Below are 26,956 nucleotides of genomic sequence, written 5' to 3' on the forward strand. Positions count from 1 at the left end.
GCAGCATAGAGCGCCCGGCGCCGCGCGCCCGGCCCGCCGTCCAGCCCGGCGCAGCATAAGCACACGCTCAGCCCCCCCACACCCGCCCACGCCGCCAGGCGGGAAGGATGAGAGCAGCCGACAGGAGGGGCATCATGGCCGACGACCACACCCACACGCCCACCAGCACCCCGGAAACCTCGCGCACGCACACCGGCGGCGATCACAGCAGCCACGGCGCGAACACCAACCTTGACCCGAACCTGCAGGGCGGACCCAGCACGCCGGCCGACCGCGCCGCCACGGACACCATCGAGGAGCAGTCCCAGGGCGACCGCCCGGAACACTGACAGCATGTTCCTCGACGCCCGGCACCCACGGGCCTTAATCTTCGTTGGGGCAGGGTTCACGTGCCCCCGGACCTTCAGTTCATACACTGCCCCCACGGAGGGAATCACCATGACGAACAGCACTTCTGGAATGGATCAGGGCCGCATGATCAGCGGCGCCGCCGGCGGCGCCCTGCTGCTGATGGGCCTGCGCAAACGCGGTATTTTCGGCCTGGGCATGGCCGCCGTGGGCGGGTACCTCGCCTACCGCGCCGCCACCGGCAACGATCCCGTGATGGCCGCCGCCGGGCTCAGCGGCAACGCCACGGCCGCCAAACCCATCTTCGTGGAGCACAGCGTCGTGATCGACCGCCCCGCGCAGCAGGTGTACGACTTCTGGCGCAAACTGGAGAACCTGCCCCAGATCATGAGCCACCTGGAGAACGTCACCACCCTGGACGAGAAACGCAGCCGGTGGGTCGCCAAGGCGCCGCTGGGCACCCACGTGGAATGGGAAGCCGAAATCGTGAACGACAAGCCCGGCCAGCGCATCGGCTGGCACTCCCTGCCCGGCGCCACCGTCGACAACGCCGGCAGCGTGCAGTTTGAGGAACTGCCCAATGGCGGCACCCGCGTGCACGTCGCGCTCTCCTACCGGCCGCCGGCCGGCCCGCTGGGCGCCGCCGTCGCCAAGCTGTTCGGTGAGGAGCCCAGCCAGCAGATTGCGGAGGACCTCCAGAAGTTCAAGGCCGCCTTCGAGGGCACCAGCAAGAACTGAGCGGATCGGAACCCCGGCGCAGAACAGGCAGACGGCGCTATGCCGTCTGCCTGTCGTGTGAGTGGCCGCGGTGAGAACCCGTTCACGCCGCGGCCAGGTCGGGTTACCAGTTCAGGTTCACGTTCGTGAACGGCGTGCCGTTCTGCCCGGTGGCGCCCCCGTTCAGGATGGTCCAACCGGGCTTCACGTTGACCACGTCCTTACCGCTCTTGTCACCCGCGCCGTTCTTCGAGTACACGAAGTTCCGCGTGTCGGTCTGCTTCTCGCCGCTGTCGAACCGGTTGTTCTTGTTGGTGTCCACGTACGCGAACAGTTCGTACCCACCGTCTTCGGGGGTCACAGGGAAGCTGATGGCGTACACCCTCTTCTCCGGGTTGAAGGTGCCCAGGTTGCCCTGATCCAGGGCGGGCGTCTGCACACCGCTGAGCGTGACGCCGCGCAGCGCGAGACGGATCGTGCCGGCCGGCTGGGTGCCCAGGATATTGCCGGACACGTCGCCGTCCGGAATGCCCAGGTACCCGCAGGAAGCGACCGCAAGAGGGAGGAGCAGCAGGGCAGCGTTCTTCATGCTTGCACCCTAGAGGCAGCTCATGACGGCCTTATGAGCCGCCGCTGACTGGCCTCTCAGTTTTCCGGGCCGTCCAGGCCGGGCGCTTCGGGCAGATGCGCGGCCCCTTCCTCAACCACCGTCAGCGACCGCAGCGTTTCACCCTGGTGCCAGCTGTACTGGGGATGTCTCAGGCCCAGGGCGGCCGCGATGGCCTCGGCGGCGCTGCGGTCCGGTTCGCCGTCCAGGGTGAACAGCAGGAATTTCCGTCCCCCCGGACCGATCCGGATAAACAGGTCCGTGCCGATCTCCAGCTGCTGCGTGCGGCTCAGCCGCTCGGCGCGCTCCTGCGCGTACCGCAGCGCTTCACGGATCGGGACCGTCACGGTGGGGTGACTCACGCCGCGCCTCCACGGAGGCCGCAGAGCAGCATCTCCGCGAACTGGTCGGCCACGTCCCGCGGCGACAGCGACCCGCCGGGCCGGTACCACGTGTACGCCCAGTTCACCGCCGAGAGGATCAGGTACGCGCTCATCTTCACGTCCAGGTCTGCCCGGAAGGTGCCCTCCTGAATGCCCTGCGTCACCAGTTCCCGGTAGAACCCGTCGATGGTGTCACGCCAGCCCGTCACGCGGCCGTACGCTTCAGGTGACAGGTGCTTCCACTCGTGGAAGAACACCGTGGCACTGTCCATGTTGTCTGCCACGACCCGGATGTGCCGGTACATCGCCTCGCGCAGCTTCTGATCGGCGGGCAGCGGCTCACCGCGCAGCGTGAACAGCGCCTCATCAAACTGCCGGGAGGCCTTGTTCACGATCTCGATCAGCAGTTCCTCCTTGGAGGAAATGTGCGCGTACAGGCTGCCGCCCTGCATGCCCAGCTCACCGGCCAGGTCACGCATGCTGGTGGCGTGGTACCCACGCTCGGAAAAAAGACGGCTGGCCGAGTCCAGAATCTGCTCGCGGCGGGGTTTGACAGGTTCAGTCATGGTAGGGGGATCAGGCGGCGCGCCCGACGTCCGGCCAGCCTACCACGCCTCCCAAACGGGCGTTTGGAACGCCGCGGCCACCGTCTGGGCGGGCCGCGGGTTTCCCATGATTGGACGGCCGTTCACGTGAGGGTGATACAACGGACCCCATGACCACCGAGCCTCTCTCCGCTGTCCAGGGAACGGCCGCGCCAGCCGGCGTGCGCGCCGCCGTGCGGGACGTACCGGCCTACCCGTTCACGCCGCTGGACGCGCCCATCAAACTCGACCAGAACGAGAACCCGTACGACTTCCCGGCTGAACTGAAAGCCGAAGCGCTGCGCCGCATGACCGAACGGCCCTGGAACCGCTACCCGGACCTGCACGCCGACGAACTGCGCCGCCGCATCGCCGCGTTCGAACACTGGGATGACCAGGGCGTGGTGGTCACGCCCGGCAGCAACGTCCTGATCAAACTGCTGACCGAACTGGCCGGCATCGGGCAGACCGTCGTGACCGTCAGCCCCACGTTCAGCGTGTACACCCTCGAAGCTCAGCTGCTCGGCGCGCACCTCGTTCAGGTGCCCCTGAACCCGGACTTCAGCCTGCCGGTGCAGGCCCTGAAAGCCGAACTGGCGCGCCACGAGCCGGGCGTGCTGTACATCACGCAGCCGCACGCCCCGACCGGCTTCGTGGACGCCGCCGCCGCCGTGCGCGAGCTGACCGAAGCGGCCGGCGACTGGGTGGTCGTGATTGACGAGGCGTACCACCAGTACAGCCACACCGACCACCGCGACCTCGTGCGGGAGGGCGGCAACCGCCTGAGCCTGCGCACCTTCAGCAAGGCCTGGGGCCTGGCGGGCCTGCGTGTGGGCTACGCCCTGGCCAGCCCCGCCCTGGCCGGGCAACTGCAGAAACTCGTGCCGGCCTTCAACGTGAGCCTGCTCGCGCAGGCCGCGCTGGAAGTGGCGCTGGAAAACCCTGGCTACATGCGCGGGCGCGTGCAGGAAGGCGTGCAGGAACGCGAGCGGCTCCTGGCGGCCCTGCGCGGCCACCCCACCCTGGAGGCGCTGCCCAGCCAGGCGAACTTCTTCCTGCTGCGCAGCCCCGACGCGGAAGGCACCTACCGGCACCTGCTCGCGCACGGCATCGTGGTCCGCCGCCAGGACCGCCTGCCGGGCCTCAGCGGGTGCCTGCGCGTCGCCGTGGGCACGCCCGCCGAGAACGACGCCCTGCTCGCCGCCCTGGCCGAGCGGCCGTGACCGCCCACCCCGGGCCGCCGTCCGCTGCGCCGCTCAGCGCGCAGGAAACGGCCCGGTTCACGCCCCCTGCGCCCTACGCCCCGCGCAGCGTGCTCGTCCGGGACTGCACGGCCTGCGGCGCGTGCTGCGCGGCGCCGGACATTCACGCGCTGCGTAAACCCCTCGGCGTTCCCTGCGTACACCTCGGCGCAGATGACGGCTGCGGGCACCTGTGCGCGGTGTACGCCACGCGGCCCGGCGTGTGCCGCCACTACCAGCCCGACTGGGTGTGCGGCGAGGTGGCGCCCCTGCCCACTCTGGACGCCCGGATCCGGCGGTTCCTGGACATCTACGGCCTGTAGGGATCACGCACCGGGAGAGCCCCCTGGACATCCAGGGGGCTCTCCCGGTGGTGTGACAAGCGGGGTCAGGCGCTGAGCGGCAACACCACCGCGCGGGCCTTCTGCCCCGCGGTCCGCGGCCGCAGGGACAGCACCAGCAGCGCCGTCTCGGGGCGCAGCAGGTACGGCAACCACGAATGGTTCAGGGTCCCCAGGGCCCGCTGCGACTCGCCGGGCGGCACGCTGCGCAGCACCAGCACGGCGCGCGTGGCGCCCGCATCGGCCCACAGGTCGGCCGTGCCCAGCCGGTCGGTGCCCTCACGGGAACGGTATTCGAATTCATAAGCGCGCCTCAGCAGGTGCATGACTGGTTCTCCTTCAGAACGATTGGGTCAGCTCAGCTTAGGTGACCCGCCGGTGTCCTTTGTCCCCACATCAGGCAAGGGGCGCCCTGCTGTCCGGGATGCATGTCGTTCTTGTCCGCGCAGCATGACCCACTTCGGTCAAACGGGCGTGAATGGACGGTGTGCTTCATGGGCCGCCCCGTACACTGAGCAGCGTGAGTGCCCCCGTCACCGAACTGCTCCGGGAGTACCAGGAGTACGTGCTGGCGTTCCGTCTGCGCCGCGCCGTAGGCGGCCGCGTCACCCCGCCCGGCGAGCAGCTGACCCTCGCGCAGTACGCCACGCTGCGCCTGGAACGCCAGACGCTGGCCCGGCAACTGGTCCGCGAAGGCCTGGACCCGCGCCTGATGCGGCGCCTCGACGCCCTGTCCGACCAGCTGATGTTCGGTTTCTGGCTGAACCCCGGGGAGGTCGCCGCGTTCCTGCGCGCCGCGATCCGCGAGGGCAGCCACCCGGCCCTGGGGGACCCGCAGGCCTTCGCGGCCCTCCTGACACCCACCGAACGTGCCCGGCTGGGCCTGGACGGGGTGGCGCGCGTGTGCGCCCACCACCTCGCCTGCTTCGGGCTGGCGGCCCCCATGCTGGACCCCGACGGCCTGAGTGCCACCTGGGACCGCATTGAAGCCACCCGACCGCCCCTGTTCCTGGACGAGCTGAGCGCGTGAGTGCCCTGCTTGGCGCGCTGCGCGCCCTGCTGCCCCGCCCCTGCCCTGGCTGCGGCGCACAACTGGGCACGCAGCCGGGCCTGTGCGGCCCCTGCCGCGGCGGACTGCGGGCCGAGGTGCAGCGCCACAGTCCCCTGCGCGCCCACCCGGAGCCGCACCTGCTGACCCTGGGCACGTACAGCGGCGTGCGCCGCCGCGCGGTCCGCGCCCTGAAGTTCGGCCAGGCCCGCGACCTCGCGGGCGTGCTGGGGGCCGCGCTGGCCGGCGGGGTGCCCGGCGGGTGGTCCGTGCAGGTCGTGGTGCCGGTGCCACTGCACCCCACGCGCCTGCGGGAACGGGGGTTCAATCAGGCTGAACTGCTGGGGCAGGCCCTGGCGGATACCCTGGGCGTGCCCTGCGTGGACGCGCTGCGCCGCACGCGCGCCACCGCCCAGCAGGCCCGGCGGCACGCCGCGGACCGCGACGTCCTGAGCGGCGCGTTCCAGGCGGCGCCCGGCCGGGTCCCACGCGGCGCTGTGCTGCTCGTCGACGACGTGCTGACCACGGGCCTCACCGCCCGCGCCTGCCAGGACGCGCTGCTCTCGGCCGGAGCGAGCGCCGTGTACATGGCTGTCGTCGCCCGCTGAGCCGGACGCGGGAAAGCCCGCCTGGAGCGGCGGGCCTGGGGGTCAGGGCAGTTTCTCGCCCGCGGTCACGGCGTCCGGCAGCCAGTTCTCCCGCGGGGGCAGCGGACAGGTCCAGCCGTCCCCGTACGCGCAGTACGGGTGGTACGCCAGATTGAAATCGAGCCGCACCAGGGCGCCGTCGCCGCCCAGCTGCCGGTCCAGCGGCGCGTCCAGGTACCGGCCCGCGCCGTAGGTCGCCTGGCCGCTCGTGGCGTCCCGGAACGGCACGAACACCCGCTCGGGGCGCTCCTCACCCAGCGGCGCGAAGACCGTCAGCGTGCGCTCGCCGCCCGGCAGGGGAACGGTCACTTCCCCGTACCGCGCCATGACGCGCGCCTCGCCCGTGTTGGTCTCCAGCCTGAACTCCGCACTCTCATCCTGCGGCAGCGCCGTGAGCGGCAGCGTGAAGGCCCAGGTCTCATCGGGCGGGTAGTAGCTCAGCCCGTCGAACGCGGCCGCGTCGACCGGGCCGCGCCCTGCGGCGAAATGCTCGTCCTTGCGGCGCCGGAAGTCCAGCAGCGCGCTGTCGTAGGCGCTCACTTTAGAAGTCCACCTGCACGCGCTGCCCGGCGTACTCCACGATGTCCCCGCGGCGCAGTTTCTTGCGCCGCCGGGTCTCGATCTCGCCGTTCAGGCGAACCTCGCCGCCCTGCACGCGGAATTTCGCCTCGCCGCCCGTTTCGACCATGCCGCGCATCTTCAGGAAGTCCTGAAGGTCAATCGTGTCCTGCCGCTCTCCTGTCATGCCGCGCAGCGTAGCAGCGCCGCCGCGCACCTGTCTGTGGCCCGGCGATCAAGCGGCCCGGCCGCTCAGGGGCCGACCTTGTACTGCGCGCTGAACAGCTTCAGGTCCGCGTCGTCCACCCGGCGGTCCTGGTTCAGGTCGCCCGCGGGGCCGCTCGTGCCGTAACTGTTCATCAGCAGGGCCAGATCGGTCAGGTCGATCTTTCCGTCGGCATTCAGGTCCGCGCCGCTCAGGCGCGCGCGCGCACTGGCACTCGTCCAGTCCTTCAGGCCCAGTTCGCGGCTGAGTTCTGCCCGCACGGCGTCCTGCAGGGGCAGGGGACCGCGCGGATTGAACTCGATGCGCCGCTCCGTGCCGGTCCCCACCACGCGCGCCGCGACGTCCGGGTTGAAGGGCGCGGCGCCGCCCAGCGTGAGGGTCACGCCGCCACTGGTGTCCAGCGTGACCGGAAAATCCGGGCCGGCGAGGGCGGCCAGGGCGTCCTGCACCGCTTTGGTCAGTTCAGCCCCCACGGGGCGCAGCTTCACGCTGGCCGCGTCAGCGCCGCCCAGCAGCAGCAGGGTCAGCAGCAGGCGTTTCATCGGCTCCCCCGCGCGGCCAGGATCGCCTCACGCAGTTTCGGCAGGGTGGTGATGTCCCCGGCCTTCACGGCGCCGTTCGTCACGGCGTACAGCCCCTGGTTGAAGCCCACCAGCGGACTGTCCAGCCGCGAGGCGTACAGCAGCGCCACGACCTCCAGCCCGGCGCGCAGTTCCGGCAGGTCCTCCAGGCCCTTGAGGACCACCAGGGCCGGCGCGCCCTCCTGCTGTGGCAGCCGGCTCGCGTCGCCGGACAGGGTCTCCGCGACGGTCAGCGGGTAGGCAAGGTAGGTGACGTCCCCGTCGCGGACTTCGGCAGGGGTGCCCAGCGTGGCGCGCACGATCACTTCGGCCTTCTGGGCCTGCTGCGCCAGGGTCAGGGTGGGCGCGGTGGTCGCCAGGGCCGGGGAAAGGGCCAGGGCGACCACCGCGGCGGTCCGCAGCGCGGCAACCCGGGGGCTCACTTGCCGCCTCCGGGGCCCGGGGTGGGCGGTTCCGTGGGGGGCGTGCCGGGCGGCGGGGTCACAGGCGGGTTGGTGGGGGTGGGCGCGTCTGTTTTCGGCGCCGGGGAAGTCGGGGCCGTTCCGGCCGGGGCGGTGGCCGGCTGCGCGGCTTTCTGTTCAGCGGCCTTCTGATCGTCCAGTTTTTTCTGCTCATCGGGGAAGAGCTTCTGGGCGAGGACTTTGCCTGCGCCGTCCCGCGCCTCGTACGCCAGGACCGGGGCGCTCAGGGTCACGGCCTTCGCTGGTTTCACGCTGACCAGCGCCACGCGCGCGCCGGTGCGCGGCACAGCCCTGAACCCCAGGTCCACGGTGAGGCGCGTGCCCTGCTGCCGCCAGAAGAGCAGGCCGCCCTGTTCGCCGGGCTGCACGCGCGTGACCGTTACGCCGGCCGGCAGGTCCCAGCCCAGGCGGGCGGCGCGGGCGCCGCGCGGCGCGGTGATGGTCACCGGAATGCGCGTCTCCCCGCGGATCTCCCCGGTGGGCAGCGTGAGTGCCAGACTCAGGGGCGGCAACTCCTGCACGGTCATGGCGTACGTCTTGCTCCTGCTGCTGAGGGTCGAGTCGGTGACCTCCAGCGTGAACGAGTACGTGCCGCTTTTGGTGGGTTTACCTTTCAGGGTCTGGCCGCTGAGGTCCACGCCTGGGGGCAGCGTGCCGCCCGTGACCCGCACCGTGTACGGCCCGACGCCGCCCGCGACCTCGATGGGCGCGCTGTACGTTTCGTTCAGGTACAGGGGGGGCAGGCCGCTGGCGCGTTCATTGAAGTACAGGGCGTCGCGGCTGCTGCTGGCCGAGGTGCCCGTGAGGTCCTGCCCGCAGGCTGCCAGGCCCAGCGGCAGGGTGCAGGCCAGCAGGACCCTCAGCCCCTGCCGGGCGGCGAAACGGGAGTGTGCCATGCCCAGAGTGTACCCGCGCGTCCGGGGGCGGGCGGTGAACGGTGCATGTGACGCCGCGGGAATCGTTCCCTGCGTCCATGTCCGCCGTGCGGGCCGCATTAGACTGCCGGGCATATGACGACCATCACCACGGAGGCCCCCGCCGCGCCGCGCGCCGGGGAGACGCTGGGCCGCTACACCGTCGAGCGCGTTGAAGCCCTGCCGGAGATGCAGGGCACGCTGGTGCTGCTGCGCCATGAGCTGGGTGCCCGGCACGCGCACGTGATCCGCGCGGACGACAACGCCGCGTTCGGCGTGACGTTCCCCACGGTACCCAGCGACAGTACGGGCGTGGCGCACATCCTGGAGCACGTGGTCCTGATGGGCAGCCAGCGCTTCCCGGTCCCGGACCCGTTCTTCTCCATGCTGCCGCGGTCGCTGAACACCTTCATGAACGCCATGACGGCCAGTGACTGGACCACCTACCCCTTCTCGACCCGCAACGAGAAGGACTTCTTCAATCTGCTCTCGGTGTACCTGGACGCCACGTTCTTCCCGCTGATGCGCTACGAGAGCTTCCGCCAGGACGGCCACCGCTTCGAGTTCGAGACGCCCGACGACCCCAGCACCCCCCTGAAACTCCAGGGCGTCGTGTACAACGAGATGAAAGGCGCCATGGCCAGCCCCGGCGCCGTGATGTGGCGCGCCTTCGGCAAGGCGCTGTACCCGGACCTGACCTACGCGAACAACAGCGGCGGCGCGCCCGACGCCATCCCGGACCTCACGTACGAGGACCTGCGCGCCTTCCACGCCGCGCACTACCACCCCAGCAACGCCTTTTTCTACACGTACGGGCAGCTGCCGCTGGCGCGGATCCTGGACGCCATCGAAAACCACGTGATGTCCCGCTTCTCCCCGCAGACGCTGGACGTCAGCATCCCCGACCAGCCTGCCTTCGCCGCCCCCCGCCAGGAGCGCGCCACGTACCCCGGCACCGACCAGGAGCGCGGCGCGCAGGTGCTTGTGGGCTGGAAACTCGGATACTCCAGCGACCCGGACCTGAACCTGCGCTGGAGCGTCCTGAGTGACGTGCTGCTCGGCAACCCCGCCGCGCCCCTCACGCGCCCGCTCATCGAGTCCGGTCTGGGCAGCGCCCTGGCGGACGGCAGCGGCTACCGCGACTCGTTCCGCGAGGGGGCCTTCGCCGCCGGCCTCAAGGGCCTGCCGGCCGGGAAGGCCGCCGAGGTCGAGGCGCTGGTGCTGGGCACCCTGGAGAGCATCGCGCAGAGCGGCATTGAACCGGAACTCATCGAGAGCAGCCTCCATCAGTTCGAGATCGCGCAGAAGGAGGTCAGCAACAGCGGCTACCCGTTTGCGCTGAGCGTCATGTTCCGCCTGCTGGGCCCCTGGCTGTACGGCGGAAATCCTATCACCGGCCTGCGGCTCGACGAGCAGCTCACCCGCCTGCGCGAAGACCTGGCGCGCGGACCGGTGTTCGAGCCGATGCTGCGTGACCTGCTGGCCGGCACGCACCGCGTGACGCTGGAAGTCGCGCCGGACCCCGAACTGGCCGCCCGCGCCGAAGCGGACGAGGCGGCGCTCGTCGCGCGCCTCAGCGCGGCCTTCACCGACGAGGACCGCCAGCGGATCGTGGCGGACAGCCTGCGCCTGAAAGAACTTCAGGGTCAGGAGAGTGACCCCAGCGTGCTTCCCACGCTGGACCTGAGTGACATTCCCACCGCTGTGAGCGACGTGCCGTACACCACCGAACGCGCCGGGCGCGCCCGCATTGCCCGCGCCGAGCAGCCCACGGGCGGCCTCACGTACCTGGACGTGCAGGTGCGCCTGCCTGCCCTGCCCGACACGCTGCTGGACACGCTGCCGCTGTACACCTTCGCGGTCACGCGCAGCGGCGCCGCCGGACAGGACTACGTGACCCTGGCGCGCCGCATCGAGGCCGTGACGGGCGGCGTGAGCGCCAGCGTGGGCGTCGGCACCCCGCCCGACGACCTCGGCGCCCTGCGGCTCGCCGTGACGTTCAGCGGCAAGGCCCTGGCCCGCAACGCCCCGGCCCTGGTGGCGGTCATGCGCGACCTGCTCACCGCGCCGGAGTTCACCCGTGACCGCCTGGAGCAGCTGCTCAAGCAGCGTCTCGCCGGGCTGAAAGCCAGCGTGGTGCAGAGTGGCAACGCGTACGCCGAGCGGCTCGCCGGGGCGCAGCTGAGTGTCAGTGGCGCCCTGAACGAGCGGCTGACGGGCCTGAGCGCCCTGAACACCCTCAAGGGCATCGTGGAGGGTGAAGGCGGCCTGGACGACCTGCTGGCCCGCTTTGCCCAGCTGCGCGAGGTGATCTTGCAGGGTGAACCCCTGATCGCCCTGACCGCCACCCCCCACGACCTGCACCTGGACCTCACGGACCTGGCCGGCGTGTTCCACGGTGAAGCCCCGGTGGGACGCCCCGCCCCGGCGCCGCTGCCCCGCGCCCCGCAGGCCCGCACCACCGACGCGCCTGTGGCCTTCAACGCCGTGGCCTTCCAGACCGTGCCGTACACCCACCCGGACAGCCCGGCGCTGCTGGTGCTCTCGCGGCTGCTGCGCAGCGAGTACCTGCTCAGCGAGATCCGCGAGAAGGGCGGCGCGTACGGCGGCGGCGCCAGCTTTGACACCCGCGACGGCCTGTTCACCATGAGCAGCTACCGCGACCCGCACGTGGCGCGCACCTTCCAGGTCTTCCGCGACGCGCGCGCCTTCCTGAACACCCCGCTGGGCGAACGTGAACTGACCGAGGCGGTCCTCTCGGCCAGCAAGCTGCTGGACCCCCTGACCAGCCCGGACACGGCCGGACGCATGCGGGTGTTCGGCGATCACGCCGGGTACACGGCCGCCGCGCAGCAGGCCTACAAGGCCCGCTTGCTGACCGTCACGCTGGACGACCTGCGCCGCGTGATGGACACGTACCTGACGCCCGGGCAGGCCGCGTACGGGCTGGTCACCGGCCGCGACCCGAACACCCTGGCCGACGTGCAGGCCCTGGGGCTGACCTTCGACGTGCAGAGCGTCTAAGCGGTCACTGAAGGGGCGGCGGACCAGGTCAGGTCCGCCGCCCCTTCACAGGGTTTCAGCGCGTCCGTGCTGGGCGGGCCACCTGCCCGGCGGTCAGTCGCTGGCGAGCGGCACCTTGACACGGTCCGGGCTGGGGGCCACCGCGATCGGCCGGGCGTACCAGGTCATGACCGGGCGGGCGTCCAGCGTGAAGCTGTAGCCCAGCCGCTCCCAGAAGCGCGCGCCACGAGGATTGTCGCCCAGCACGCTGGCCAGAATCCGGGTGGTGCCGGTCGGCACGCGCGCTTCCAGGTGACGCACGGCCTGCTCGCCCAGACCCTGCGACTGCCGGTCCTCGCGGATCAGCAGCAGGTTGATGGTCAGGTCGCCGCGTTCAGGAAAATCGTGCTTGCAGTCCAGGCTGCCCACGAGTTCGCCCTGGTCGTCGAACAGGAGTTCCAGGGAGCGGCGGCGGTCCAGCAGCGCCATTTCCACGTCGCGGGTCACGTCAGCCTCGGAGGGCACGCGGGTACCGAGCAGGGCGAAGTAGCCGGGCGCGGCGCTGTACAGGCGGTGAAGCAGCGGCGCATGGTGCAGCGCCAGCGGCGTGACGTTCAAGGTAAAAGCCTCCCATCCGGCAGAGGGTGGGTTCAGAACAGCACAGCACGGCCGGACTGAGGGGAGCATACCTCCCCCCGCGCGGCATGCGGTGAATGCCGCCGCTGGGGGAATTCAGGCGCACTTCACCCTCCGGGGAGGGAGGGTGCGCTACCCTGGCGCGCAGATGAGCGTCCCCGGCTTCTACCATGCCCGCCTGCAGCGTCCCGGCGCGGTCCTCGCCCCGATGGCCGGCTACAGCGACGCGCCCATGCGGCAGCTCGCGGCTGAACAGGGCGCCCTGTGGACCGTCAGCGAGATGATCAGCGCGCGCGGCCTGATAGGCGGTGGGGACACCGAGAAACTGAACCTCGGCCGCCCCTACCCGGGCGAGCAGGGCCGCGTGGTGCAGCTGTTCGGGGCGGAGCCGGACGTCCTGGCCGGGGCTGTGGCCCGCGCCGAGGCGTGGTTCCGTCCGGCGGCCCTTGACCTGAACATGGGCTGCCCCGTTCCGAAGATCCGCGGCCGGGGCGGCGCGTGCCTGCTGCAGACGCCTGAAGTGGCGTTCGGTCTGATCCAGGCCATGCGCTCGGCCACCACCCTTGACGTCAGCGCGAAGATCCGCCTCGGCTGGGACCATGACCGCAGCGTGGAGGTCGCGCAGGGCCTGGAGGCGGCCGGCGCGGCGCTGATCACCGTGCACGGCCGCACCAGCGCCCAGCGCTACACCGGCGAGGCCGACTGGGACGCCATTGCGCGCGTGGCGGCCAGCGTGAAGGTGCCGGTGGTGGGCAGCGGCGACATCACCACGCCGCAGCAGGCGCGCGCCCGGGCGCGCACGGGCGTGGCGACCGTGATGATCGGGCGCGGCGCCGTGGGCAACCCCTGGATCTTTCGGGCGCTTGCCACTGGCGAGGAAGCCCGGCCGGACGCCCCGGACCGGGCGCAGGCGGCGCTGCGGCACGCGCAGTTGCAGGAGGAGTTCTACGATGACGACACGGGCCGCCTGACCCTGCGCCCGCTACGCAAGGTGCTGCCCCAGTACCTGCCGGACCACCCCGAGCTGCGCGAGGCGCTGACCAGCGTGCTCACCGTGGCGGACGTCCGGCGCGCCCTGGCCCCCCTGCTGCATGAAGACGCAATCCGGCCTGCGCCCGCCACCGCAGCGGAGTATGCTGTGAGGCATTCATGAACGTCCGCGAGTACTACGCCTACCTGACCGCCGCGCGAGAGCAGCTCTGGAACTACCTGCGGGCCCTGCCGCAGGCGGACCTGGACCGCGACCTGATCGAAGGCGGCGACCGCTTCCACTCGATCAAGGATCTGCTGCTGCACGTCATGGACTTCGAAGATCACTGGGTGCACGGCGTGGTGCAGGGCGACGGCGTGCAAAGCCAGTTCCCGCACGACTGGGTGCGGCCACAGGCGCAGCAGTACGACCTGGCCTGGATCCTGGAATACAGCCGTGAAGTCACGCGCCGCACCACAGGCTTCCTGGACAGCACCCCGGACCTGAACCGGAACGTGAAACTCGTGCAGGACGACCCTGCCAGCGACACGGTCACCCTGGACCAGCTGCTGTGGAACGTGATGACGCACGAGGTGCGGCACACCGCGCAGATTGCCCTGATGATCCGCCAGCTGGGCCACACGCCCCCCTGGCTGGACTACATGCGCTTCATGCGGCCCCAGAGCACCCCCACGCCGGACGTCGCCCCCACGGGCGACGAGAACGACCTCGACGACGAGCTCTGAACGAACAGACGAAGGCCCCCTCCACCCGCGGGAGGGGGCCTTCGTCTGTCCGGCCCGCTGACCGGCTACCTGTCCTGCCTGAGGGCGACACCCCGGCTGAACTGCTTCTGAAGCACTGTAAATACGGTCAGCGGCGGCAGCATGGTGACCACGTCGCCTGCCATCACGGCGCCCCAGTCGGTCTGCCCACCCACCTCGATCAATCCGCGCACGCCGACCTGCACGACCGAGTGCTCGTCACGCTGCATGATCACCAGCGGCCACAGGGACTGATCCCAGGTGGACACGAACTGAATGACGTCCAGCGCCCCGCTGGTGTTGCCGCTCAGGGGCACCAGCACCTGCGTCAGGAAGCGCAGTGGACCGCAGCCGTCCATGCGCGCGGCGTCCGCGAGGCTCGCCGGGATGTTCAGCAAGTGCTGGCGGAACGCGAACATGCCAGTCGCGCTCGCCAGGAACGGCACGACGATCGCGGCGTACAGGTCCGGCCAGCGCAGGTCCTGACTGACCAGGTCAAACAGCGCGACGGTGAGAACCCCGGCGGGCAACGTCAGGGCCAGCAGCCCACCCGTCCCACTCAGCGGCGTGAACACTCGCGTCTGCAGCGCCACCTGCTCGGAGGTGGCACTCCCCAGCAGCTGCGCGACGTTGCCCAGCCCTGCGAACTGCTCGGTCCCCAGAATCACGTTGGTGCGGTCGGCTGCCAGCGGCAGCGTGGGCACAGCCGGCAGGGAGATGAACACCGCCAGGACCAGGAGGCTGTGGAGCAGGAACAGTCACGGCAGGCCTGTTGCGCGCAGGACCGCGAGGCGCGTGCGGTCCTGCACGCAACGGGCAGAGCTCCGCCGACGAGTGGGTCCCTTCACGCTCTTGAAGGCATGCACGTCGCCTTGCAAGGGCCGAGGCGAGGGCCTCATGTTCAGCCGCTCATCCGCTCATCAGCGCCGTGTGACGGGCCAGTCCGGGCACTGTCGGTCGCGTGTCAGGCACCCGGTGGTGTTCAGCGCGCGCAGAGCAGCACGGTGGGGTGATCTCCGATCAGGGCGTCCACGTCCAGCGCGCGCAGGCGCCGCACCTCCCCTGGATCGTTGACCGTCCAGGTGTTGATCCGCCAGCCCTCCCGGCGGGCCAGCGCCACGAGTGCGGCGTCGGTCAGGGTGTGGGGGGGGTGCAGGGCCACACTGCCCGTCCAGTCCATGACAGCCCGCAGCAGCAGGGGAGGGTAGGCCCGGTGGGTCAGGAGGCCCCGTTCGATGTCCGGCGCGGCCGCCCGCGCAGCGCGCAGCAGCGTGGGCATGAACGAGCTCACGATCACCCGGCGCGCCAGGCCGTGGGCGCGCACGGCGTCCAGTGTGCGGCCCACCCGGTCATCGGGCCGCACCGACTCGTGCTTGAGTTCCACGTTCACGAACGCGCCCGCCCCGGCCGCCCAGGCCAGGGCGCCGTCCAGGGTGGGCACGTGCGCCGGCAGGTCCGCGGCCCGCAGGTCCGGCAGGAACCGGCCGTCTGCAAGGTGCGCGTCGTGATGCACGACCAGCGTGCCGTCCCCCAGACGGCGAACATCCAGTTCCACGCCGTCCAGCCCGGCCTCCAGCGCCGCCTGGAAGCCGGTCAGGGTGTTCTCGCGGTGCAGGGCGGGCGTCCCCCGGTGGCCGAGCAGCAGTGGCGTCATGCCTTCTACGCTACCCGGGACGTGTCAGGCGTTTTGCCACGACCTGGAACGGGGACGGTGCCTCTTGACCTTCCCCCTGGGGGAAGCCTCACGCTGAAGGCACCTCCGGAGGTCCCGCATGACCCGCACCCGACCATCGGCGCGTTCGCGCAGGCCAGCCGCCTGAGCCCCAAAGCCCTGCGCCTGTATGACGATCTGGGCCTGCTGCGCCCCGCGCAGGTGGACCCCGCCAGCGGCTACCGGCTGTACGACCCGGCACAGCTGCACGACGCGCAGCTGATCGGCCTGCTGCGCCGCGTGGACCTACCGCTGGCCGACATCCGCGGCCTGCTGGGCACCCCTCCCCCCGCGCGGCCCGCTGCGCTGCGTGCTCACCTGACCCGCATGGAGCGGCAGCACCGGCAGCGGCGGGACCTCACCCGGTACCTCATCGACCAGATGGAAGGAGCGCCACCTCTGACCCTGCCCCCGACCCGCTTCGTGCCCGCCCAGGCGGTGGCTGCCCTGACCTTTCACGTGTTCGTGCCGGACCTGCCGCGCACCATCCAGACCGGCATGCAGGCTCTGCTTGACCATGTGCGTGCCCAGGGCGTCCGCCTGACCACGCCGGCCTTCGTGATCTACCACGGCGAGGTGAACGCTGACAGCGACGGTCCGGTTGAGATCTGCGTGCCGTACGCCGGGCCGCTGACGCCCGGCGGGAACCTCACGCTGCGCGTGGAGCCCGCCCATCACGAAGCGTTCGTGACCCTCACCAGGGCGCAGTTCGAGTTCCCCGCCATTCTCGCGGCGTACGACGCCACCTGCGCCGCCGCCGCGCAGCACGGCACGCCTGGCCCCCTGCACGCCCGTGAGGTCTACGCGTACGACTGGGCGGCCGCCGGCCCGGACGACCCGGCCGGAGACGTCGCGTGGCCCTTCGTGCCGCACCCCGCCGCTCAGCTCTGAACGGCACATGAGGGCAGGCTCAGGCGTGAACCGGGCCTGCCCGAAGTGACCTTCACGCCCCTGTCACGCCCCGCGCGTGGCCGAAGGCCCAGGCTGAACCCATGACAGACCAGCCCACATCCCCCAACCAGTTCGACAAGCAGGACCCCACCACGCAGTACCCCGCCCCGCCGTTTCCGCGGCAGCCGCAGGAAGCGCCGGGCCTGGTGGGCGCCATGGACCCTCGCCCGGATCACGGCGAGGACAGCTATGTGGGCCTGGGGCGCCTGAAGGGCCGCAAGGCGCTCGTGACCGGCGCGGATTCCGGTATCGGCCGGGCCGCCGCCATCGCCTTCGCGCGGGAAGGAGCGGACGTTGCGCTGAATTACCTGCCGGAAGAGGAGCAGGACGCCCGGGAGGTTGTTGCCCTGATCGAAGCGGCGGGCCGCAAGGCCGTGGCCCTGCCCGGTGACCTCAAGGACGAGGCGTTCTGCCGTGACCTCGTGACGCGCGCCGTAAAGGAACTCGGCGGGCTGGACATCCTCGTGAACAACGCCGGAAAGCAGGTGTCACAGGAGAGCATTGCCGACATCACGACTGAACAGTTCGACCAGACGTTCCGCACGAACGTGTACGCCATGTTCTGGCTCACGCAGGAGGCGCTCAGGCACCTGAAGGCCGGCGCGAGCATCATCAACACGGCGTCCATCCAGGCGTACCGGCCCAGCCCGAACCTGCTGGACTACGCCAGCACCAAGGCAGCCATCGTGGCGTTCACGCAGGCGCTCGCCCAGCAGCTGGGCCACAAGGGCATCCGCGTGAACGCCGTCGCCCCCGGGCCTTTCTGGACGCCACTTCAACCCAGCGGCGGGCAGACGCAGGAGAAGGTGCAGTCGTTCGGGAAGTCCACCCCGCTGGGCCGTCCCGGGCAGCCGGCCGAACTGGCGCCGCTGTACGTGTTCCTGGCGTCGCAGGAAAGCAGTTACAGCAGCGGCGGGACGTTCGGGGCGACCGGCGGTGAAGTGCTGTTCTGAGGCCCGCACGGCCGGGGGCCGCAACCTCAGGAAATGAGCAAGGAGGCCCGCAGGACGCCCCGGACCCCCCCCGTTTAGACTGTGCGGGTGGATTCGCTGAAGACGGCCTTCAAGGCCCTGCTGCCGCTGCTGGAGCGGGGTGTCGTGACTGCCGACCGCGCGTTCAGCGGGTACGTGCAGCCGCGGCGGGCGCGCGGCAAGCTGCTGCTCCAGCCGTACGTGGGCTGGGGCACCCCTGACCGCGTGGAACTGCTGGGCCGGGTGCTGCTGCCCCGGACGGTCGCGCCGGCCAGCAAAGCCGATCCCCGCCTGCGGAATGTGCAGAACGTCCTGCGCCGCCTGTTCTCCCGCGAGGTGGGGGGCGTCCGCGTGAACGGCACGCTGGACGGCGTGACGGTCAGTGCCGTCAGTGACGCCGATGGGTACTTCACGCTGGTCTTCACGCCCACCCGCTCCCTCCCGGGCGGGTGGCATCAGGTGAGTCTGCGCATCGAGGGCCGTGAGGTGAGTGCCGCGGGCCGCGTTCAGGTGGTCTCAGACGCCCGGTTCGGGATCATCAGCGACCTGGACGACACCGTGATCCAGTCGGACGTGACCAGCCTGCCGCGCATGCTCGGCACGGTACTGACCGGCAACGCCCGCACCCGCCTGCCTTTTCCCGGTGTGGGCGCCCTGTACCGCGCGCTGACGCGCGAGGGCGAGGCGCGCAACCCGATCTTCTACGTGTCCAGCAGCCCCTGGAATTTCTTTGACCTGCTGTGGCAGTTTCTGGACTACCGGCGCATTCCGCTCGGCCCGATGTTCCTGCGCAACTGGGGTGTGGACCTGCTGGGCGGTCACGGCGGGTACAAGCACGGCGTGATCGAACGGATCTTCGAGCACTTCCCGCACCTGCAGTTCGTGCTCGTGGGCGACAGCGGCGAGAAGGACCCGGAAATCTACGCGGAGGTGGTGCACCGCCACCCGAACCGGGTGCTCGCCGTGTACATCCGTGACGTGACCGAAGCCAGCCGGGACGAGGGCGTCATGAAACTGCGCGCCGAGGTCCGCCGGGCCGGCGTGGACCTCGTGCTTGCGGCCGACAGCCTGAATGCCGCCAGTCACGCCATGGCCATGGGCCTGATCACGCCCGGCGAGTACCGCAGTGTGCTGACCAGCGTGGCGCGCACGTACGAAACCTGACGCGCCCCGGCACAGGGTGAGGCCCCCGGCACCTCAGGTGCCGGGGGCCTCCAGGTGCCCGGTCCTAGGCGCGCCGGGCGCAGCGGTACAGTTTCACGCTGCGCGCCGCGAGGTTCGTTTCCTCACCGGCGCTGGCTGTGCCGCTCGCGTGGTCGTCCGTGGTGTCGAGCTGCAGTTCCCACGTCTGGCAGCTGCCCAGCTCCGGCAGGCGGAACGGCAGGTCCACGTGCGAGGCGTTCAGCAGCAGCAGCAGGTGGTCGTCGAGCAGCGGCTTGCCCTGGGTGTCCACGTCGTCCAGGCCGCCGCCGTCCAGGAAGATCCCCATGCTCTGCGTCTGGGGGTTGCTCCAGTCGTCGTCGGTCATTTCGGCGCCGTCGAAACGCAACCATACGATGTCGCGGATGTCATCGCCGCGGATGTTGCGGCCGCTGAAGAACTTGCGCCGGTGCAGCGCCGGGTGGGATTTGCGCAGCGCAATGACCTTCTTGGTGAAGGCGAGCAGGTCCTCGTCCAGGTTCGACCAGTCGTACCAGCTGATCTCGTTGTCCTGGCAGTAGGCGTTGTTGTTCCCGCCCTGCGTGCGGCCGATCTCGTCGCCGCCCAGCAGCATCGGCGTGCCCTGACCGAGCAGCAGCGTCGCCAGGAAGTTGCGCTGCTGCTGCCGGCGCAGGGCGTTGATGGCGGGGTCGTCCGTTTCGCCTTCCACGCCGCAGTTCCAGGTGATGTTGTGGTTGTGGCCGTCGTTGTTGCCTTCGCCGTTCGCGTCGTTGTGCTTCTGTTCGTACGTGACGGTGTCGCGCAGGGTGAAGCCGTCGTGCGCGGTCACGAAGTTGATGCTGGCGTAGGGTTTGCGGCCGTCATTCTGGTACAGGTCGCTGCTGCCGGTCAGGCGGTAGCCGATCTCGCTGGCCAGTCCACCCTCGCCCTTCCAGAAGGCGCGCATGTCATCGCGGTAGATGCCGTTCCACTCGGCCCAGTTCACGGGGAAGTTCCCGACCTGGTACCCACCTTCGCCGACGTCCCACGGTTCAGCGATGAGTTTCACGCGGCCGATGATGGGGTCCTGGTGAATGATCGTGAAGAAGCCCGACAGCTGATCCACCTCGTGCAGGCCGCGCGCCAGGGTGCTGGCCAGGTCAAAGCGGAAGCCGTCGACGTGCATGTCCGTCACCCAGTAGCGCAGGGAGTCCATGATGAGCTGCAGGGTCTGCGGGTGGCGGACGTTCAGGCTGTTGCCGGTGCCGGTGTAGTCGAAGTAGAAGCGGGGGTCTTCAGCCACGAGGCGGTAGTACGTGGGGTTGTCGATGCCCTTGAAGGACATGGTGGGGCCCAGGTGGTTGCCTTCGGCGGTGTGGTTGTACACGACGTCGAGAATCACCTCGATGCCGCTGGCGTGCAGGGCCTTGACCATCGCTTTGAACTCGTCCACGGCGCCAGCCGGGTTGCCGCGGCGCGCTTCGGCGCTGTAGCGGACGTCCGGCGCGAAGAACGACAGGGTGGAGTACCCCCAGTAGTTCGTGAGGCCCTTGTCGAGCAGGAACGGATCGTCCACGTGCTGGTGCACGGGCATCAGTTCAATGCTGGTGATGCCGAGTTCCCGCAGGTAGAACAGGATGGGTTCGGTGGCGATCCCGGCGTACGTGCCGCGCAGCTCCTCAGGCACGTCCGGGTGGGTCATGGTGAGACCCTTGACGTGCGCTTCGTAGATCACGGACTGGTGAAAAGGCACGTCGGGTTTGCGCTGGTCGCCCCAGTCGAACTGGGGGTTGATCACGACGCCCAGGGGTGCGCCGCGCTGCTCCTGGTCCTGCATGATGCTGTCGTCCTCGCCCATCACGTAGCCGAACACGCCCCGCTCGAACTGCTCAGTGCCGTCCAGCGCCTTGGCATACGGGTCGAGCAGCACCACGTTGGGGTTGAAGCGCAGGCCCTTCTCGGGGGCGTACTCGCCGTGCACCCGGTACCCGTACCGTTGGCCTGGGGCCACGTCGGTCAGGTAGCCGTGCCAGGTGAAGGCCGTCTGCTCACGCAGGGGAATACGGGTTTCGTTGCCGTGTTCGTCGAACAGGCACAGTTCGACGCCGGTGGCGTTTTCGGAGTACAGCGCGAAGTTGGTGCCTTGGCCGTCCCAGGTGGCGCCCAGGGGGTAGGGGCGACCGGGGCGGAGACGGGGGGTGGTCTGGGGTTGAGTCATCGGGGTGGGGGCTCCTTTCCGTGGTTCCAGGCGGCAGGGCGCGCAGTGGCGGTTGCCGAACGTGGAAACGGTACCAGATGGACCAGACGCCGCCACCCCTGAGGCCACAAAACCAAGCGAAGGTCAAGGCCACTCTCACGGGCCTCACCGGGCACGGGCGCGTGCCGCACAGCGAAAAGCAGAAGCCCTGGCCGGCTGTTGATTCAGCCGGCCAGGAAGATGAGGCATTGACCAGGAGGGAGCCAAGCTCCGGGGGAGTTCATACCCCTTCGCCGTCAGAACTCCAGACGGCCGCGCGGACCACTCAGCCGGTATAGCTTTTCCGGCGTCCACAGTTCATACGTGTACATCGGGTACTGCCGTTTAAACCGCCCCACGCGGTCCCACACCTCCCGCGACTCGAACGGCACCACCAGAATCAGGCGGATGACGCTGTCCTCGGCGTCGTAGATGTAGAAATCGAAGTGGAAGCTCTGCTCACCGCCCCGGTCCGTGAACAGCGGGAACGGGAACGGCCGGTACCGCCAGGCCTTGCGCTTGTCGGTCAGCACCTGCGCGGCCACCCGCTTGAGGTTGCTTTCCGGGAAGGTGAGTTTCTCGCCGTCCCGGTCCACGAACACCATGTCGGGCGCCAGGGGCGGCAACTGCACCCGCTTGAGTTCCGGCAGGGCTTTTTTCACCCGGGGCGGCGCGCGGCGGCCCGGGCCGGGTTTGAAGGTGCCTTCGCCGCGGCCCTGCGGGCCGCTGCGCTCGCCGCCCCCGTCGGTGGCGTTGCGCCGGGCCGGGTTGGCGGCGCTCCGGGCCGGGCCGGTGGCGTTCCCGCTGCGGCGCGGCCCGCTGGGCCGCTGCTCGCTGCGCCCCCCGCTTGAGGAGGAGGTGTCGCTGCGTGGCGTACGTTCCCGCGCGGGTTTGCTGGTGTCGCGCGTGTCGCCGCCGCGGCCCTGCGCGGTATTGCGTTTTGGGGCTCGGCCCCGTGAACCTTTCTTTGGCCCCGTCATAGCGTCCCAGTGTAGCGGGTGGACCGGACCTCACGGCGAGGTCCGGCCCACAGGCGGTGGAGGACAGGCTCAGCGGGCAAGACTGCGGATCAGGTCCAGGTTCACGAACCGGCCGAAGTCCGGCACGTCCCGCGCGAAGCCCGCTTCCTTGTTCAGCTGCGCGTACTCCGCCAGGGTTTTCAGGTTGATGTCCCAGGTCACGCGGGTGCGGGCCAGCGCCTTGAACAGTTCGGCCGTGTTGGGCCGCTTGCCGGTGAATGCGGCGATCTGCTCGGCGATGGCTTTCTGCGCGCCGGCGTTGCTGCTCTTGATGTAAGTGATGGCCGCCAGGTGCCCGCGCAGCAGGCCCCTGACCGTTTCGGGATTGCTCGCGGCGTACTTCGTGTTCACGGTCAGGACGGTGGTGGTGTAGTTCCCGCCTTCCCAGATGCCCTTCTCGTTCACGATGAGCCGGGCGCCCTGCGTTTCCATGACGGCGCCCCAGGGTTCCTGCACCAGGGCGGCGTCCACCTGCCTGGCGGCAAACGCGGCGGGCATGTTGGCCGGATCAATGGGCACGATGGTGACGGTGCCGCCCTCGTCGGTGGCTTTCAGGCCGTTTTCGTGCAGCAGGTGGCGCAGACTGATGTCCTGGGTGCTGCCGCGGGTGGGCACGGCAACCTTCTTGCCGCTCAGGTTTCTGACGGTCCGTACGCCGCTGTCCTTGCGGGCCACGAGGACCGCGCCGGCGTTGGCGGCGCCGGCGTACACCTGAATGGGCACGCCGCGCAGGAAGGCGTTCATGGCCGGGCCGGGGCCGACGTAGGCGGCGTCGATGGCGCCGGCGGCGTAGGCTTCGTTGATCTGGCTGCCGTTGGCAAATTCCTTCACGACGAGTTTCACGCCGTCGGGGAGGTTTTTCTGGATCAGGCCGCGTTGCACGCCAACAAGGCCGGCGGCGTGGGTGACGTTGGGGAACACGCCCAGCCGCAGTTCACGGGCCTGCTGTGCGCCGGCGCTGGCGATCAGGCTCAGGGTGAGGAGGGGGAACAGGGCACGCTTCATGCGGCTCAGCATAGCAGACCAGTTGACCTTTTTTGTCAACTGATCGGCATTGTGAGATCTGCCCCTAGGTGCCAGCCACGTCTGCCAGCACAGCCGCGCGCCCCTGCCGCTTACCCCGCAGCAGCAGTTCATCGGCCCGCCGCAGCGCGCCCAGCAGGTCCCCACCCAGCAGGGGCACCACACCCCCCGTGAACGACAGCCGCAGTGCCGCCGGCAGTCCCGGCACCCGCACCTCCACCAGCGCGCGTCTCATGCCCTCCAGCCGCCGCTGCGCCTCTGCGACCCCCACCCCCGGCCACAGCACCACGAACTCCTCCCCGCCAAAACGCGCCACCAGTTCACCCGGCCCCAGCCCCCCCGCCAGATGCTGCGCAAACGCCCGCAGCGCCCGGTCCCCGCCGTCATGCCCGTACTCGTCGTTCACCCGCTTGAAGTGATCCACGTCCACCATCGCCACCGCCGCCGGCCGGGTCAGCCCCGCGGCCAGCGCCGCCCCGCGCGTCATCAGCGCATGCCGGTTGGCAATGCCGGTCAGCTCATCGGTCAGACTGACCCGCTCCACCTCCCGGTGCAGCGTCTCCAGATCCGCCAGCGCCGAACGCAGCGCCTCGTTCTGCTGCCGCTGCAGCTGCGCTTCACGCTCGGCCAGTTCCGTACGGTGCAGCACCTCCAGCCCCCGCACCCGCCGCTCCTGCTCCTCCGCGAGTTCCTGCCGCACCAGCCGCAGGTGCGCCCGCGCGTGCTTCAGCGCCGCCTCCGGCTCGCCCAGCTGCTCGAGCACCTCTGAGAGCAGTTCATGCATCAGCGGCTGCGGCGCGATCATGCCCGCCGCCTGCGCCCGCGCCAGCTGAGCGTCCAGCACCTCCCGGGCCTCCGTGAGGCGGCCGCTGAGGCGCAGCAGATGCACCATCGGCGGCACCGACACCCACAGCGGCCGGTCCGGGCGGGCGTTCTGCTGCGCCAGCGCGCGGCGCAGCCACACCTCACCTTCCGCCTCACGCCCCTGGGCCACCGCCAGCTCCCCCAGGCGCGACAGGACCAGCACCTCCATGAAGTGATGCCCGTGCCGTTCGGCCAGCGTCAGCGCCTTGCGGTACAGCGTCAGCGCTTCTGCCGGGCGGTCCAGGGCCTCCATGAGTTCCCCGTCGCTCCACGCCACGTACGTCTGGCCCACCCCGTGCTCCAGCTCCGTGAACAGCGCTCCGGCCGCGCGCAGGTACACGGCCGCCCGCGGCGGATCGCGCCGCGTGTGCATCACGCCCAGGTCATGCAGCGCGCAGCCCTCGGTCTCCCGGTCCCCGTTCGCGTGGCACGCCGAGAGCTGCGCGCGCAACGACACCAGTGCCGGTTCCCACTCGCCGAGCTCCAGCAGCGCGCAGCTGCGGACGTTCAGGGCCCGCGAGAACCACCACGAGGCCGGGTGGGCCTCCAGGATCTTCAGGGCCGAGGCGGCGGCCTCCAGCGCCCCGGCCTGCTGGGCGTCCCGGAACTTCAGGTACCCGTCCATGACCAGCCACGCTGCGGCCCCCAGCGGCCCGGCCGCGTCCGGGGTCACGCCCTGCAGCAGGCTGCGGCTGCGGTCCGGTTCGAGTTCGCGGCGCTGCCAGGCGTCCTCCAGCCGCGCGTCCAGGGGAGTCATGAACGCCCAGTATATGGGCCGCCCACGCGCCCTGACCGGACCTGGCAGCACAAAGGCTCCCCACGCGGGGAGCCTGGACCTCCGGACCCTCAGTACTGCCGGCCGAAAATCACGCGCTTGCCGTAGGCGCCCGGCTGAGCGCACTTCACGCACGCGCCCTGACCGGCTTCGCTGAAGAACTCCGCGTCATCCAGCGGCACGTTGCGGGTCGTGGCTTTGGTGTCCTCCTTGATGCTCTTCTCGCACGCCGCGTCCCCGCAGTGGTAGGCCCGCACCCAGTGGCCCTCCTCGATCTTCTGCTGGAAGGTGCCGTAGTCATCCGTCTCCACGGTGCGGGTCAGCAGGAACTCGGTGGCGCGCGCCAGCAGCCAGTCATGAATGCCGTCCAGGCGGGCAGGCATGCCGCTCACGGCCTCGGCGCGTGGCAGCGTTTCCTTCTCGTCACTGTTGCGGCTCTTCACGACCACCACCCCGCTCTCCAGGTCGCGGGGGCCGAGCTCGATGCGCACCGGCACGCCCTTGAGCTCCCAGTCGTTGTACTTGAAGCCGTTCGTGACGCCGTCACGCCGGTCCACTTTCACCTTCAGGCCCAGGGCCCGCAGCTCTGCCGCGAGCCGCTCACCTTCCTCCACCATCTGGTCGAAGTTGTCCTTGCGCCCCACCGGGATCACCACCACCTGAATCGGCGCGATGCGGGGCGGCATGATCAGCCCGGCGTCGTCGCCGTGCGTCATGATGATCGCCCCGATAATCCGGCTGCTGATTGCCCAGGACGTCGTGTGCGCGTACTCCTCGCGCTGCTCGCGCGTCTGGAACTTCACGTCGAACGCCCGGCTGAAGTTCTGCCCCAGGTAGTGGCTGGTGCCGCTCTGCAGCGCCTTCCCGTCACGCATCATGCCCTCGATGGAGTACGTGGCGACCGCGCCCGCAAAACGTTCGCTGGCGGTCTTCTCGCCGCGCACCACCGGCAGGGCCAGCACGTCCCGGCAGAACTCGTGGTAGATGTCCAGCATCTGCCGCACCTCGCCGCGCGCCTCAGGTTCACTGGCGTGCGCGGTGTGCCCCTCATGCCAGTAGAACTCGCTGGTGCGCAGGAACGCCTTCGTGCGCAGCTCCGCGCGGAATACGCTGCCCCACTGGTAATGCAGGAACGGCAGGTCCCGGTAGGAGTTCAGCCAGCCGCTCCACATGTGCCCGATGATCGTCTCGGACGTGGGCCGCAGCACGTACGGCTCGGCGAGTTCCTCCGTGCCGATCTTGCTGACCGTGAACAGTTCCGGCGCGAAACCCTCCACGTGATCGGCTTCCTTCATGATGAACCCCATCGGAATCAGGGTGGGGAAGACCAGCGACTCGTGCCCGGTGGCCTTGAACCGATCGTCCAGCCACCGCTGAATGTTCTCCCACAGCGCGCTGCCGTACGGCCGCACCACCATCGCGCCGGCCACAGGGCTGTTGTCGGCCAGGTCGGCCTTCTTCACAACCTCGTTGTACCAGTCGTTGAAATCCACGCTCTGCGGGGTAACCCCGTACTGCTGCGCCTTCTTGTCCGCCTTGCTGCCACCTTGCGTCATAAAGGCCATCATAGCGGGGCCGGTCCTTAGGAACCGGCGCTGCGGTGATCAGGACGACGGCCTGCCTACCGCCGGCCGGCGCGGTCACCCTCCCACTCTGCGGCATTCCGGGTGTGGTGGCTGTCGCCTGAGGCGGCCCGCGCGCAGTACGGCCCGCCCGGACCCGGACCTTGATCGGGCTCCTGTCTGCGGCGCCCACGCCCGCCTGGACCTCGGCTGGCCGTGAACGCACAGCGGGCGGAAGTCATCTCCCGGACCCTGAGGCGCCCGGCCCGCAGCGTGAAGGACGCGCGGGCGGGCGGCGTGGCGCGCCCACCAGGCGGGGTAGCCCCCCGGCCTTCCCGCTCATCACTGCGCGGCAGACTGCGGCGTGACGCTGCGCGACCCACCCGGCCGCCTGGAGCGGTTGCGCCAGCCGCTGGGCAGCCCCCCGAGGCCCCTGCCTGCTCCCCGGCCGCCCAGGACGACTCGCCGCCGGGACCAGGCAGCCGGAACTGTGGCTGGCCGCGGCGGACAGGACCCTGCGCCGCGGTGACCTGCACCGCGCCCACAGCGGCGTGGCTCGCGGAACAGGGCCGCCTGGGCGGGCCACATCACCATGGCGGCGCAGGTGGAGGGCATGGAGGACGGTGCGGTGGACCTGGAGGCGGCGCGGTTGCGTACCGGGGCCGCCCCTGAGGG

At 70.2% G+C, this 26,956-nt stretch carries 29 protein-coding genes; 12 read left to right on the top strand and 17 right to left on the bottom strand.

Translation table 11 applies throughout. The features are described 5' to 3' along the window. Window positions 1-134: 134 nt before the first annotated feature. On the top strand, window positions 135-329 hold the full coding sequence (locus LAJ19_RS01605; protein ID WP_225476590.1) for a hypothetical protein: 195 nt from the start codon (window positions 135-137) through the stop codon (window positions 327-329). A gap of 109 nt (window positions 330-438) precedes the next feature. Beyond that, complete coding sequence (locus LAJ19_RS01610; protein ID WP_225476591.1) at window positions 439-1,086, top strand: SRPBCC family protein; 648 nt, start codon at window positions 439-441, stop codon at window positions 1,084-1,086. A gap of 103 nt (window positions 1,087-1,189) precedes the next feature. Here LAJ19_RS01610 and LAJ19_RS01615 read toward each other — a convergent pair whose 3' ends face one another. Genes LAJ19_RS01615 through LAJ19_RS01625 form a run of 3 tightly spaced genes read right to left on the bottom strand, consistent with a single transcriptional unit; the run spans window position 1,190 to window position 2,621 of the window. Further along, the gene (locus tag LAJ19_RS01615) at window positions 1,190-1,654 is read right to left on the bottom strand and encodes a hypothetical protein (protein WP_225476592.1); all 465 of its coding nucleotides are present in this window, start codon (window positions 1,652-1,654) and stop codon (window positions 1,190-1,192) included. 56 nt (window positions 1,655-1,710) lie between these two features. Then, window positions 1,711-2,034 (bottom strand): hypothetical protein, encoded by a 324-nt coding sequence (locus LAJ19_RS01620; RefSeq protein WP_225476593.1) that lies wholly within the window; start codon window positions 2,032-2,034, stop codon window positions 1,711-1,713. Next, window positions 2,031-2,621: a TetR/AcrR family transcriptional regulator gene (locus LAJ19_RS01625; protein WP_225476594.1), complete on the bottom strand. Its 591-nt coding sequence runs from the start codon at window positions 2,619-2,621 to the stop codon at window positions 2,031-2,033. The genes LAJ19_RS01620 and LAJ19_RS01625 overlap by 4 nt, the downstream gene beginning before the upstream one ends. A gap of 149 nt (window positions 2,622-2,770) precedes the next feature. On the opposite strand from LAJ19_RS01625, the gene LAJ19_RS01630 reads away from it, so the two are divergent. Both LAJ19_RS01630 and LAJ19_RS01635 read left to right on the top strand, forming a co-directional pair. Next, window positions 2,771-3,862 carry a pyridoxal phosphate-dependent aminotransferase gene (locus LAJ19_RS01630; RefSeq protein ID WP_225476595.1) on the top strand — a complete coding sequence of 364 codons (1,092 nt, stop codon included), beginning with the start codon at window positions 2,771-2,773 and terminating at the stop codon, window positions 3,860-3,862. Beyond that, window positions 3,859-4,203 carry a YkgJ family cysteine cluster protein gene (locus LAJ19_RS01635; protein WP_432804222.1) on the top strand — a complete coding sequence of 115 codons (345 nt, stop codon included), beginning with the start codon at window positions 3,859-3,861 and terminating at the stop codon, window positions 4,201-4,203. Before LAJ19_RS01630 ends, LAJ19_RS01635 begins: the two co-directional genes overlap by 4 nt. 65 nt (window positions 4,204-4,268) lie before the next feature. On the opposite strand, the gene LAJ19_RS01640 is transcribed toward LAJ19_RS01635, so the two are convergent. Continuing rightward, entirely contained in the window at window positions 4,269-4,547 is a 279-nt protein-coding gene (locus LAJ19_RS01640) for a hypothetical protein (protein ID WP_225476596.1), read from the bottom strand. Between the two features lie 194 nt (window positions 4,548-4,741). On the opposite strand from LAJ19_RS01640, the gene LAJ19_RS01645 reads away from it, so the two are divergent. Continuing rightward, window positions 4,742-5,251: a hypothetical protein gene (locus tag LAJ19_RS01645; RefSeq protein WP_349774818.1), complete on the top strand. Its 510-nt coding sequence runs from the start codon at window positions 4,742-4,744 to the stop codon at window positions 5,249-5,251. Then, window positions 5,248-5,877 carry a ComF family protein gene (locus LAJ19_RS01650; protein WP_349774819.1) on the top strand — a complete coding sequence of 210 codons (630 nt, stop codon included), beginning with the start codon at window positions 5,248-5,250 and terminating at the stop codon, window positions 5,875-5,877. Before LAJ19_RS01645 ends, LAJ19_RS01650 begins: the two co-directional genes overlap by 4 nt. Window positions 5,878-5,919: 42 nt before the next feature. On the opposite strand, the gene LAJ19_RS01655 is transcribed toward LAJ19_RS01650, so the two are convergent. From LAJ19_RS01655 to LAJ19_RS21850, 5 genes are all read right to left on the bottom strand, one after another. Further along, window positions 5,920-6,456, bottom strand: a complete 537-nt coding sequence (locus tag LAJ19_RS01655) for a DUF1684 domain-containing protein (protein WP_225476597.1) — start codon at window positions 6,454-6,456, stop codon at window positions 5,920-5,922. Between the two features lies 1 nt (window position 6,457). Then, window positions 6,458-6,661, bottom strand: coding sequence for an RNA-binding S4 domain-containing protein (locus LAJ19_RS01660; protein ID WP_225476598.1), 204 nt, complete (start codon window positions 6,659-6,661; stop codon window positions 6,458-6,460). 65 nt (window positions 6,662-6,726) lie between these two features. Further along, window positions 6,727-7,242, bottom strand: a complete 516-nt coding sequence (locus tag LAJ19_RS01665) for a hypothetical protein (RefSeq protein ID WP_225476599.1) — start codon at window positions 7,240-7,242, stop codon at window positions 6,727-6,729. Continuing rightward, window positions 7,239-7,703 (bottom strand): hypothetical protein, encoded by a 465-nt coding sequence (locus tag LAJ19_RS01670; RefSeq protein ID WP_225476600.1) that lies wholly within the window; start codon window positions 7,701-7,703, stop codon window positions 7,239-7,241. The genes LAJ19_RS01665 and LAJ19_RS01670 overlap by 4 nt, the downstream gene beginning before the upstream one ends. Further along, window positions 7,700-8,638 (bottom strand): Ig domain-containing protein, encoded by a 939-nt coding sequence (locus tag LAJ19_RS21850; RefSeq protein ID WP_285892301.1) that lies wholly within the window; start codon window positions 8,636-8,638, stop codon window positions 7,700-7,702. The genes LAJ19_RS01670 and LAJ19_RS21850 overlap by 4 nt, the downstream gene beginning before the upstream one ends. 114 nt (window positions 8,639-8,752) lie before the next feature. Between LAJ19_RS21850 and LAJ19_RS01680 the strand changes: the two genes are divergently transcribed. Next, on the top strand, window positions 8,753-11,680 hold the full coding sequence (locus tag LAJ19_RS01680) for an insulinase family protein (protein WP_225476601.1): 2,928 nt from the start codon (window positions 8,753-8,755) through the stop codon (window positions 11,678-11,680). Between the two features lie 93 nt (window positions 11,681-11,773). Here LAJ19_RS01680 and LAJ19_RS01685 read toward each other — a convergent pair whose 3' ends face one another. Further along, window positions 11,774-12,277, bottom strand: coding sequence for a GNAT family N-acetyltransferase (locus LAJ19_RS01685; protein WP_225476602.1), 504 nt, complete (start codon window positions 12,275-12,277; stop codon window positions 11,774-11,776). A gap of 166 nt (window positions 12,278-12,443) precedes the next feature. Between LAJ19_RS01685 and LAJ19_RS01690 the strand changes: the two genes are divergently transcribed. Beyond that, window positions 12,444-13,448 (top strand): tRNA dihydrouridine synthase, encoded by a 1,005-nt coding sequence (locus LAJ19_RS01690; protein WP_225476603.1) that lies wholly within the window; start codon window positions 12,444-12,446, stop codon window positions 13,446-13,448. Beyond that, a complete protein-coding gene (locus tag LAJ19_RS01695; protein WP_225476604.1) occupies window positions 13,445-14,011 on the top strand; it encodes a DinB family protein in 567 nt (188 codons plus the stop codon). Before LAJ19_RS01690 ends, LAJ19_RS01695 begins: the two co-directional genes overlap by 4 nt. A 65-nt stretch (window positions 14,012-14,076) precedes the next feature. On the opposite strand, the gene LAJ19_RS01700 is transcribed toward LAJ19_RS01695, so the two are convergent. Together LAJ19_RS01700 and LAJ19_RS01705 are read right to left on the bottom strand one after the other, a co-directional pair. After that, window positions 14,077-14,754 carry a carbohydrate ABC transporter permease gene (locus LAJ19_RS01700; protein ID WP_225476605.1) on the bottom strand — a complete coding sequence of 226 codons (678 nt, stop codon included), beginning with the start codon at window positions 14,752-14,754 and terminating at the stop codon, window positions 14,077-14,079. 257 nt (window positions 14,755-15,011) lie between these two features. After that, a complete protein-coding gene (locus tag LAJ19_RS01705) occupies window positions 15,012-15,683 on the bottom strand; it encodes a glycerophosphodiester phosphodiesterase (protein WP_225476606.1) in 672 nt (223 codons plus the stop codon). 57 nt (window positions 15,684-15,740) lie between these two features. Here LAJ19_RS01705 and LAJ19_RS01710 point away from each other — a divergent pair, with 57 nt between their 5' ends. The 3 genes from LAJ19_RS01710 (at window position 15,741) to LAJ19_RS01720 (ending at window position 18,826) form a co-directional block, all read left to right on the top strand. Beyond that, window positions 15,741-16,631, top strand: coding sequence for a MerR family transcriptional regulator (locus LAJ19_RS01710; protein ID WP_225476607.1), 891 nt, complete (start codon window positions 15,741-15,743; stop codon window positions 16,629-16,631). A 101-nt stretch (window positions 16,632-16,732) separates the two neighbouring features. After that, window positions 16,733-17,644: an SDR family oxidoreductase gene (locus LAJ19_RS01715; RefSeq protein ID WP_225476608.1), complete on the top strand. Its 912-nt coding sequence runs from the start codon at window positions 16,733-16,735 to the stop codon at window positions 17,642-17,644. 87 nt (window positions 17,645-17,731) lie between these two features. Next, window positions 17,732-18,826 carry an App1 family protein phosphatidate phosphatase gene (locus tag LAJ19_RS01720; RefSeq protein ID WP_225476609.1) on the top strand — a complete coding sequence of 365 codons (1,095 nt, stop codon included), beginning with the start codon at window positions 17,732-17,734 and terminating at the stop codon, window positions 18,824-18,826. Between the two features lie 64 nt (window positions 18,827-18,890). On the opposite strand, the gene glgX is transcribed toward LAJ19_RS01720, so the two are convergent. The 5 genes from glgX to proS all read right to left on the bottom strand — a co-directional run bounded on the left by glgX (window position 18,891) and on the right by proS (window position 26,275). Beyond that, window positions 18,891-21,020: a glycogen debranching protein GlgX gene (glgX, locus tag LAJ19_RS01725; protein ID WP_225476610.1), complete on the bottom strand. Its 2,130-nt coding sequence runs from the start codon at window positions 21,018-21,020 to the stop codon at window positions 18,891-18,893. A 275-nt stretch (window positions 21,021-21,295) separates the two neighbouring features. Beyond that, window positions 21,296-22,018, bottom strand: coding sequence for a hypothetical protein (locus tag LAJ19_RS01730; RefSeq protein ID WP_225476611.1), 723 nt, complete (start codon window positions 22,016-22,018; stop codon window positions 21,296-21,298). A 69-nt stretch (window positions 22,019-22,087) separates the two neighbouring features. After that, window positions 22,088-23,062, bottom strand: a complete 975-nt coding sequence (locus LAJ19_RS01735) for an ABC transporter substrate-binding protein (RefSeq protein ID WP_225476612.1) — start codon at window positions 23,060-23,062, stop codon at window positions 22,088-22,090. 64 nt (window positions 23,063-23,126) lie between these two features. Beyond that, window positions 23,127-24,701, bottom strand: coding sequence for a tetratricopeptide repeat-containing diguanylate cyclase (locus LAJ19_RS01740; RefSeq protein ID WP_225476613.1), 1,575 nt, complete (start codon window positions 24,699-24,701; stop codon window positions 23,127-23,129). A gap of 89 nt (window positions 24,702-24,790) precedes the next feature. Beyond that, a complete protein-coding gene (proS, locus tag LAJ19_RS01745; protein WP_225476614.1) occupies window positions 24,791-26,275 on the bottom strand; it encodes a proline--tRNA ligase in 1,485 nt (494 codons plus the stop codon). Between the last annotated feature and the right edge of the window lie 681 nt (window positions 26,276-26,956).

Source organism: Deinococcus taeanensis, from assembly GCF_020229735.1.
Lineage (GTDB): Bacteria > Deinococcota > Deinococci > Deinococcales > Deinococcaceae > Deinococcus > Deinococcus taeanensis.

Bases quoted from the DNA above. Each gene is read 5' to 3' on its own strand.
- LAJ19_RS01605 (WP_225476590.1), top strand. From the start codon at position 135: ATGGCCGACGACCACACCCACACGCCCACCAGCACCCCGGAAACCTCG.
- LAJ19_RS01610 (WP_225476591.1), top strand. From the start codon at position 439: ATGACGAACAGCACTTCTGGAATGGATCAGGGCCGCATGATCAGCGGC.
- LAJ19_RS01615 (WP_225476592.1), bottom strand. From the start codon at position 1,654: ATGAAGAACGCTGCCCTGCTGCTCCTCCCTCTTGCGGTCGCTTCCTGC.
- LAJ19_RS01625 (WP_225476594.1), bottom strand. From the start codon at position 2,621: ATGACTGAACCTGTCAAACCCCGCCGCGAGCAGATTCTGGACTCGGCC.
- LAJ19_RS01630 (WP_225476595.1), top strand. From the start codon at position 2,771: ATGACCACCGAGCCTCTCTCCGCTGTCCAGGGAACGGCCGCGCCAGCC.
- LAJ19_RS01640 (WP_225476596.1), bottom strand. From the start codon at position 4,547: ATGCACCTGCTGAGGCGCGCTTATGAATTCGAATACCGTTCCCGTGAG.
- LAJ19_RS01660 (WP_225476598.1), bottom strand. From the start codon at position 6,661: ATGACAGGAGAGCGGCAGGACACGATTGACCTTCAGGACTTCCTGAAG.
- LAJ19_RS01665 (WP_225476599.1), bottom strand. From the start codon at position 7,242: ATGAAACGCCTGCTGCTGACCCTGCTGCTGCTGGGCGGCGCTGACGCG.
- LAJ19_RS21850 (WP_285892301.1), bottom strand. From the start codon at position 8,638: ATGGCACACTCCCGTTTCGCCGCCCGGCAGGGGCTGAGGGTCCTGCTG.
- LAJ19_RS01680 (WP_225476601.1), top strand. From the start codon at position 8,753: ATGACGACCATCACCACGGAGGCCCCCGCCGCGCCGCGCGCCGGGGAG.
- LAJ19_RS01690 (WP_225476603.1), top strand. From the start codon at position 12,444: ATGAGCGTCCCCGGCTTCTACCATGCCCGCCTGCAGCGTCCCGGCGCG.
- LAJ19_RS01695 (WP_225476604.1), top strand. From the start codon at position 13,445: ATGAACGTCCGCGAGTACTACGCCTACCTGACCGCCGCGCGAGAGCAG.
- LAJ19_RS01705 (WP_225476606.1), bottom strand. From the start codon at position 15,683: ATGACGCCACTGCTGCTCGGCCACCGGGGGACGCCCGCCCTGCACCGC.
- LAJ19_RS01715 (WP_225476608.1), top strand. From the start codon at position 16,733: ATGACAGACCAGCCCACATCCCCCAACCAGTTCGACAAGCAGGACCCC.
- glgX (WP_225476610.1), bottom strand. From the start codon at position 21,020: ATGACTCAACCCCAGACCACCCCCCGTCTCCGCCCCGGTCGCCCCTAC.
- LAJ19_RS01730 (WP_225476611.1), bottom strand. From the start codon at position 22,018: ATGACGGGGCCAAAGAAAGGTTCACGGGGCCGAGCCCCAAAACGCAAT.
- LAJ19_RS01735 (WP_225476612.1), bottom strand. From the start codon at position 23,062: ATGAAGCGTGCCCTGTTCCCCCTCCTCACCCTGAGCCTGATCGCCAGC.
- LAJ19_RS01740 (WP_225476613.1), bottom strand. From the start codon at position 24,701: ATGACTCCCCTGGACGCGCGGCTGGAGGACGCCTGGCAGCGCCGCGAA.
- proS (WP_225476614.1), bottom strand. From the start codon at position 26,275: ATGACGCAAGGTGGCAGCAAGGCGGACAAGAAGGCGCAGCAGTACGGG.